Annotated in this window: 6 protein-coding genes and 1 pseudogene; 3 read left to right on the top strand and 4 right to left on the bottom strand. The window is 72.6% G+C overall.

Annotated elements, in window-relative coordinates:
* From VA596_RS46785 to VA596_RS46770, 4 genes and pseudogenes are all read right to left on the bottom strand, one after another.
* Window positions 1-273, bottom strand: a pseudogene (locus VA596_RS46785) (glycosyltransferase); the annotation flags it as partial.
* A 4-nt stretch (window positions 274-277) separates the two neighbouring features.
* Window positions 278-1,762: a hypothetical protein gene (locus VA596_RS46780; protein ID WP_323336827.1), complete on the bottom strand. Its 1,485-nt coding sequence runs from the start codon at window positions 1,760-1,762 to the stop codon at window positions 278-280.
* A gap of 23 nt (window positions 1,763-1,785) precedes the next feature.
* Window positions 1,786-3,306: a hypothetical protein gene (locus VA596_RS46775; RefSeq protein WP_323336825.1), complete on the bottom strand. Its 1,521-nt coding sequence runs from the start codon at window positions 3,304-3,306 to the stop codon at window positions 1,786-1,788.
* 204 nt (window positions 3,307-3,510) lie between these two features.
* Window positions 3,511-5,091 (bottom strand): choice-of-anchor A family protein, encoded by a 1,581-nt coding sequence (locus VA596_RS46770; protein WP_323336823.1) that lies wholly within the window; start codon window positions 5,089-5,091, stop codon window positions 3,511-3,513.
* A 257-nt stretch (window positions 5,092-5,348) separates the two neighbouring features.
* Here VA596_RS46770 and VA596_RS46765 point away from each other — a divergent pair, with 257 nt between their 5' ends.
* From VA596_RS46765 to VA596_RS46755, 3 genes are all read left to right on the top strand, one after another.
* Window positions 5,349-5,780 carry an Hsp20/alpha crystallin family protein gene (locus tag VA596_RS46765; RefSeq protein WP_323336821.1) on the top strand — a complete coding sequence of 144 codons (432 nt, stop codon included), beginning with the start codon at window positions 5,349-5,351 and terminating at the stop codon, window positions 5,778-5,780.
* 89 nt (window positions 5,781-5,869) lie between these two features.
* Window positions 5,870-6,541, top strand: coding sequence for a response regulator transcription factor (locus VA596_RS46760; RefSeq protein ID WP_323336819.1), 672 nt, complete (start codon window positions 5,870-5,872; stop codon window positions 6,539-6,541).
* Window positions 6,538-7,833 carry a sensor histidine kinase gene (locus tag VA596_RS46755; protein ID WP_323336817.1) on the top strand — a complete coding sequence of 432 codons (1,296 nt, stop codon included), beginning with the start codon at window positions 6,538-6,540 and terminating at the stop codon, window positions 7,831-7,833. Before VA596_RS46760 ends, VA596_RS46755 begins: the two co-directional genes overlap by 4 nt.
* Window positions 7,834-7,839 lie beyond the last annotated feature (6 nt).

Genomic DNA, 7,839 nt, shown 5'->3' with positions numbered 1-7,839 from the left:
CTCACCCTCGACGTCGGAGGCACCCATGGACAGCAGCCCGGTGCCGGTCACGACGGCTTCGACCGACACCTCGGTCACGGTGGTCCAGCGCTGCCAGTAGGACGCCGGAAAACGCCCGAAGTACGTGTTACCGGACACCTTCGTGCCCGGGGTCAGCCGGATCGCGTCGCGGTCACGGACCGCCGAACCGGTGTGGACCTCGGCGTAGAGGTCCTTGCTGACGATCGGCGCCGGGCCCGCGTACAGGCCGCGCTGCGCGGTGAGGTCGGTCATGTGCTCAAGCTCCGCTTCCGTTGCCCCGGACGAGATACAGCTGCTGGGTGCCGGCCCACGGCGACGTCAGCGTCCAGTGGGCCAGCGCGCCGGGTGGCGGATCGCCGCGCACCAGGGCGTAGTCGGTGACGATCGGCCGGTCGCCGAAGTCGAAGTACCTGAAGTTGACGTCCACGAGCGCCCGGCCGAGCGCGCCGAGATGGGCCTTCCGCTCGGCGATGGCCGGCCCGACCGCGCCGCGGTCGTCGAAGAGGTCGACGATCGCGCAGCCGCAGCTGTAGGCGAGCACGCCGATCTCCCCGCCGCTGCGGACCGTGCCGCCGCCGACCAGCCGGCCCAGCTCCGGGCCGATCACCTCGTAGCCCGCCGTCGAGTCGTGGTTGGACAGCAGCGGCGCGAACCGCCGCGGCAGGCCGTCCGAGACGTAGAAGCCGGTGCTCACGACCAGGACGCCGGCAACGGTGACCGCGCCCGCCACCCGGGCGGGCACGCGCACCCAGGCGGCCGCGGCGGCGGCCAGGAAGAGCGTCAGCGTGACCAGGCTCGGCCCGTAGTACCAGTGGTACGGCGGCACGTGCAGCCGCGTGTAGGCCAGGTAGTGCGCGAGCCCGGCGGGCACCAGCGGCGCGAACGGCAGGAGCTTCGTCCACACCGGACCGCGGCGGCCGGAGCCGGCCAGCCAGACCAGGAAGGCACCCAGCGCCAGGACGGCGGGCAGGAACGAGAGCGCCGTCGCCCACGGGAAGACCCGGGCGTAGAGCCCCGGCCCGTTGCCGAAGTCCCAGGTGCCCCAGGACTTCTGCAGCGTCTTGATGATCACCGTGTCCGGCACGGCCGAGCCGAGCACCACCCAGCTGAAGGCGAACCAGGGGAGCGCGACGGCCGCCGCGGCGAGCACCGTCTGCCACGCCTTCACCCAGAAGCGGCGGCGCAGCAGGAACAGCACCAGGGCGACCACGAGCAGGTCGAGCCGGACCAGGGCGACCAGGCCGGTCAGCACGCCCAGCAGGACCGGCCGCCGTTCCCCGGCGCACACCAGCAGCCAGACGATCCCGGCCGCGCCGAGCTCGACCTCCAGCCCGACCGACGACAGCAGCAGCGGGTTCACCGTGAGCAGCGCGACGGCGGACGGCGCGAACCACCCCGGCAGGCCCGCCCGTGACCCGGCCCGGCGCAGGGCGAGCACCAGCGCGACCTGGCAGAGCACGAACAGCACACCGCAGGCGAGCACGGCGTTGCGCACCACGAACGTCAGCGCCGCGAGCAGCAGGACGTTCAGCGGCGACGTCGCGGTGTTCGACGTCTCGCCCGTGATCAGGCCCCAGTGCCCGTGGAAGGCGAGCTCACGCGCGTAGGACAGGGTGATGAAGGTGTCGTCGACGAGGTGCGGGCGCACCGCGGCGAACACCGGCGCGGACAGCGCGGCGGCCGCCACGGGTAGCACCCAGCCCCGAGCCGCGCGGGATCGCGGCTCCGTGATCGTCTCCACCGCCTGCTCCCGGTGGGCGACGATCACTGTTCGCGGGTGAGGGTGAAGTGCCCGACGCCCTTGGCCGCCGAGTACACCTGCCAGCTGTCCGGCCCGGTGGCCGGGCCGGAGGCGTACTGCAGCCGGTAGTCCGGCTTGCGCGGCGCCACCGAGCGGTCGAGCCAGTGGTAGTTCACCCGCAGTGCCAGGCTCATCACCGGGCTCGCCTGCTCGATCCGTTGCCGCACCAGCGAAACCGCGGCACCGCGGTCGGAGAAGACGTCGAGGATGGCGCACTGGCAGTAGTAGGCGAGGGTGCCGATCTCCCCGGGGCTGGCGACGGCCGCGCCGTCGAGCCGCTTCCCGAGCGCGGTGCCGACCCGCGCGTAGTCCTGCGCGCTGGCCCAGTTCCCGAACACCACCGGCGACTTCCACGGCAGGCCCTGCGCGGCGTCGACCGCGGCGCCGCCGAGCACCAGCACGCCGGTCAGGCCCAGCGCGAGCAGCGGGGGACCGGACCGCAACGCGGGACGTTCGCGGGTCTGGGCGTACCAGCTGCCGAAGGCGGCGACGGCGAACGCGCTCGTCGCGGCCACCGGGGCCACGTAGTACCAGTGGAACGGGCCGACGCCGATGTAGGAATAGGCGATGTAGTAAAGGATCCCGCCCGCGGCGAGCGCGGCGATCGGGCCCAGCGGCGGGAACTCGGGCCAGCGGACGGCGAACCGCGCCGCGACCCAGCCGGCGAGCGCGACCACGCCGACCAGCGCCGGGAGGAACGACACGAGCACGGTGACCGGCCAGCCGATGTAGTACATGACCGGGCCGGTGCTGTAGCTCCACGGCGCGAACAGGCCCGCCTGCGCCTGCTTGATCACCAGGGTGTCGGGCACGAACGAGCCGAACACGAACCAGCTGACCAGGAACCACGGCGCGGTCGTCAGGACCGCGAAACCCGCCGCGGGCAGCAGCTTCCGCCGGATCGCGGGCGTGCACACCGCGATCGCCACGACGAACACGACCAGGTCGATCCGGGTCAGGACGGCGAGCCCGGCGGCGAAGCCGAACCAGATCGGCCGCCCTTCCATCGCGAAGACCGTCAACACCATCAGCACGGCCGGGATGAGCAGGACTTCCAGCCCGATGGCCGACAGCACGAACGGGTTCAGCAGCACCAGTGTGATGCCGAGCACACCGGCCGCCGTCGGCAGGGACAGCACGCGGCCGATCCGCTGCCACGCCCAGCCGAGCGCACCGCCGCACAGCACGGTCAGGATGCCGAGGGCGAGCACCGGGTGCGGGTCACCCGCGATCCGCGTCACCAGCGTCAGCGCGGCGAGGAGCAGCACGTTCAGCGGTGACGTCGCGGAGTTCGCCGGCGCACCGGGGATCATGCCCCATTCGCCGTGTTCGGCGAGGTTTCGCGCATAAGCGAGGGTTATGTAGCTGTCGTCGGTCAGGCTGCTGCGCACCACCAAGAAGACCAGTGCGCCCAGTACCGCCCCGAAAACGGGCAGCACCCAGCCCCGCGACACTTTCGTTTTCTCGTTTTCTACCGCAAGCACCCGTTCACCTCGCGGAGCCGCCGCCTGCGCGGGGCCCGCCATTTGCCCGATCGACATGCCCCGGGGACCGTAATGACACAACATTACGAGAGTGCTACGCCCTTGTTAGGTCCACGGGCCCGCGAGGTACTTCACCCGATGGTGACACGGTTGCCGTGAGACCGCAGTGTGAGGTTGGGGTCCATTGTGGATCTACGAATTCCGTCAGCGCGTCCGGCGGCGGACGGTCACGAGCACCAGCGCGGTTCCCCCGGTGACCAGCAGTGCGCCGAGGCCGAGGAGCGGGCCGACGTCGGTGCCGGTGTCCGGCAGGCTGCCCGAGCCGCCGGAGTTGGTCGGCACCGGCACCGGGGTGGTGCTGGACGACGACGTCGTTTCCGTGGGGCCGGTAGTTGTGTCGGTGGGGCTCGTCGGCACGGTCGACGTGCTCGTCGCGGTGGTGGTCGTCGACGTCGGCCCGGTCGGCGTGGTGCTCGTGGTCGGCTCGGTGGTGCTGGTTTCCGTCGTCGGCACCGTGCTGGTGCTGGTGCTGGTCGGTCCGGTCGTCGTCGGCTCGGTAGTGGTGGTCGGTTCCGTTGTGCTGGGCTCGGTCGTGGTGGTGGCTGTTGTCGTGGCCGGGCCCGTGGTCGAGGTCGTCGTGGGGGCCGTTGTGCTTGTGCTCGGCCCGGTGGTGGTCGGTTCCGTGGTGGTGGTCGTCGAAGTCGTCGATGTGGTGGTCGTCGGCTCGGGCTTCGAGCACGACGGGAGGTCGCCGTCGAACGGGTACGCGTGGAACTCCTGGCCGCTGCCCGCGCCGGCGCTCGAACCATGGACGAGGTTGCCGGCGGTGAAGAACCGGCCGTTGCTGCCGGGGAGCGTCATCGTCGTGGTGCCGCCGGGGTTGCCGGCCAGCACGCTGCCCTGGAACTGCCCGCTGCCGGTCAGGGTGACCGTCGTCGCGTCCGGGATGTTCCACAGCAGCCGGGAGCGCAGTTTGTTGAGCGGGTCGTTGTCGTCGAGGGTGCCGCTGTAGGTGTTGATCGTCCGCGGGCCGCCGGTGACGTTGACCAGCACGGTGGCGCCGTCCGGGATGCCGGTGAAGGTGATGCCCTGCGTGCTGCCGCCCGGCCCGGCGATGTCCGCGGTGACGTTGAAGACCTGCAGCGCGGACTTGCCGTCGCCGGTGAAGCTCGTTTCGTAGCCGCGGTTGACCACGGTTCCGGTGGCGGTCCGCGGTGCGCCGTCGACCCGGGCGTAGCACTCGCTCGCCGCCGTCAGCTTCTCGCGCAGGCCCGCGTACGGCTTCATCGCCGCGGTGTCGTGGACGACGGTGCCGATCACCTGGCCGGTGAGCGTCCCGGCGTGGCGGACGACGCCGCCGCCCGAATCGCCGACGGCGTCGAGGCGCTGGGTGTCGGCGACGGTGAGGTCGCCGCCGACGGTGAGGAAGTCGGCGCCGTCCGGCGGCGGGACGCGGGAGCCGACCCCGGCGACGCCGACGTTGTAGATCGACGAGCCGGACGTCTTGCGCAGTGTGAAGTCACCGCCGACGACCACCCGGCCCTCGGCTTCGGCCGCGCTGCCGGTGACGCGCATGGTGCCGCCGACGAAGACGTTCACGCCGTTGTCGCGCCCGGCGAAGGACCCGTTGCCGACCGGCGGGTACGTGCCGGGGCAGGTGCCCGGCACGCACGGGCCGAGGCCGCCGGGCAGCGGGTCGGCGTGTGCCTCCCGCGGCACGGAGAGGGAGAGCAGTACGAGCCCGCAGGCCGCCAGCGCCGCGAGGGCGGCATGGGTCACGCGCACGGGGTCCCCTCCCTTGTCCGAGTGAAGTCCACTGTGGACTTCCGGTTCGGACGATAACCGCCTGACCCGCGCCGATCCGCCCATCGAGCGGTGATCCACCCGATGGGGGTCACCCACGCGGGACCGGCTGTGCCGGGCGTCACAGGCGTGAGTTGAGCAGCCTTGGAACAACTAAGTTGAGTCCCTCGTTGTCAACTTTGCGAGGGCGTGGCCACCACCGCCCCGATCACGAACCCGTGGTGGGAAGGAGATCCGAAATGGTGCTGCGTACCGATCCGTTCCGCGACTTCGACCGGCTGAGCCGGCAGTTCTTCGGCGCCACCGGCACGGCGAGCCGCCCGGCGAGCGTGCCGATGGACGCCTACCGCGACGGCGAGGACTTCGTCGTCCAGTTCGACCTGCCCGGCGTCACGCCCGGCTCGATCGACCTCGACGTCGAGCGCAACGTCCTGACCGTCCGCGCCGAGCGGCCCGCGAACCCGGCCGAGGGCGCCCAGTACCAGGTCAGCGAGCGCCCGCGCGGCGTCTTCACCCGCCGCCTGCTGCTGGCCGACACGCTGGACACCGAGCGCATCGAAGCCGACTACGACGCCGGTGTGCTGACCGTCCGGATCCCGGTGACCGAGCGGGCCCAGTCCCGCCGCATCACCGTCGGCTCCGGCGCGGCGAGGGAAGAGATCACGGCCTGACCGCCCCGTGAAGCCGGCCTCGGAACCCGCCGAGGCCGGCTTTCGCGCGTCCGGCGTCTGACCACTGTGGACGGCGTTACCCTGGTCCGGTGAACGCCCCGCGGATCCTGGTCGTCGAGGACGCCGAGGCGATCCGCGTCGCCGTCGAGACCGCGCTGGCCACCGCCGGGTTCTCCGTCCGCGCTCTGCCCGACGGCACCGCGCTCGAGGCGGAGCTGTCCCGGACCCGGCCGGACCTCGTGGTGCTCGACGTCATGCTGCCGGGCCGCGACGGGTTCGAGCTGCTGCGGGTGATCCGGCGGCTGTCGGCGGCCGGGGTGGTGATGCTGACCGCGCGCGACGGCGTCGAGGACCGGTTGCGCGGCCTGGGCGACGGCGCCGACGACTACGTCGTGAAACCGTTCGTGCTGGCCGAACTGGTCGCGCGGGTGACCGCGGTGCTGCGGCGGATGGGCCGGACGCAGCCGGCCGTCGAGGTCGGCGATCTGGTCGTCGACGTCGAGGGCGGCCGCGTCCGGTACGGCGCCGCCGAGGTCGAGCTGACGTCGACCGAGTGGAAGCTGCTGGTGTACTTCGCCCGGCACCGCGACCGGGTGGTCGGCAAGACGCAGATCCTGACCGCGGTGTGGGGCTACGGCGACTACGCGGCGAACCTCGTCGAGGTCAACGTGAGCACGTTGCGCCGCAAGCTCGAGGCGCACGGCCCGCGGGTGCTGCACACCGTGCGCGGCCAGGGTTACGTCCTGCGCGGCGAGCCGTGAGCGGGCTGCGGACGGTGTCGCTGCGCCGCCGGGTCACCGTCACCGTGCTGGTGGTGCTCGCGGTGGTGCTGGTCGCGGTCGGGTTCGTCGTCGACACGGTGTTCCGCGCCCAAGCCGAGAAGGACGTCAACGGCCTGCTGACCGCACGCGTGCAGCTGGCCCAGCAGCTGGCGAAGCAGAACGCGGCGCCGCAGAACCTGCTGCGGCGCATGGAGACCCGCGGGGTCCAGGCGTCGCTGGCGCTGCCGGACGGCACGTTCCTCGGCGCGGCCGACCTGCCGCCCACCGAGCGGATCCGCCAGGTGCGCGCGACGCTGACCGGCCCGCCCCGGATCAACGGCGCGAAGCTGACGCTGACCGCGGACGAGACGCTCGTGGCGGCCGCGGAACAGAGCCTGCGGTGGGTGCTGGTGGCGACCGGGCTGGCCGCGCTGCTCGTCGCGGCGGTCGCGCTGCTGCTCGCGGTCCGGTTCGCGCTCGCCCCGCTGGACGCGATGACCCGGCTGGCCCGCTCGATCGTCTCGGGCGGCCGCGGCGGCCGCCTCGCTCCGGAACGGACCACGACCGAGCTGGGCCGCGCGGCGGCGGCGTTCGACTCGGCGCTCGACGCCCTCGAAGGCGCGGAACGAGCGGCGCGGGCGTCGGAGGCCCGCACCCGGCGGTTCGTCGCCGACGCTGCCCACGAGCTGCGGACCCCGCTGGCCGGGGTACAGGCGGCGGCCGAGGCCCTGCTGCAACTGCCCCCGGACGCCGACCCGACGCGGTTGCAGCTGCTGGTGGTCCGCGAATCGCAGCGGGCCGGAAAACTCGTGGCGGATCTGCTGGACCTGGCCCGCCTGGACGCGGGCGTTGAGGTGGAGCACGCGCCGGTGGCTTTGCTGGCGCTGGCGCAGGCCCAGTCCGAGCGCCTGGGACTGACGTCACCGGAGGTGACGGTCGAGATCACCGGCCCGGATGTGGTGGTCCTCGGCGACAGCGCCCGGTTGACGCAGATCCTGGCCAACCTGACGGACAACGCGGTCCGCGCGATGAACGGCAAGGGCACGGTGACGATCGAGATCACCCCGGACGGCGCGACGGTCACCGACACGGGCCCGGGCGTCCCGGGCGCGGACCGCGAGCGGATCTTCGACCGCCTGGTCAGGCTGGACGAGGCTCGCGGTCCGGGCGGTTCGGGACTGGGGTTGCCGATCGCCCGCGGCTTCGCCCGAGCACACGGCGGCGACCTGTGGTGCGAGGCCGCGCCGGGCGGCGGAGCGCGGTTCCGGCTGGCCGGGCTGACGCCCGCCTGAAGCAGC

Origin of the sequence: Amycolatopsis heterodermiae, from assembly GCF_034929455.1 — a bacterium.
GTDB lineage: Bacteria > Actinomycetota > Actinomycetes > Mycobacteriales > Pseudonocardiaceae > Amycolatopsis > Amycolatopsis heterodermiae.
This window is presented reverse-complemented; position numbering and strand designations above follow the sequence as displayed.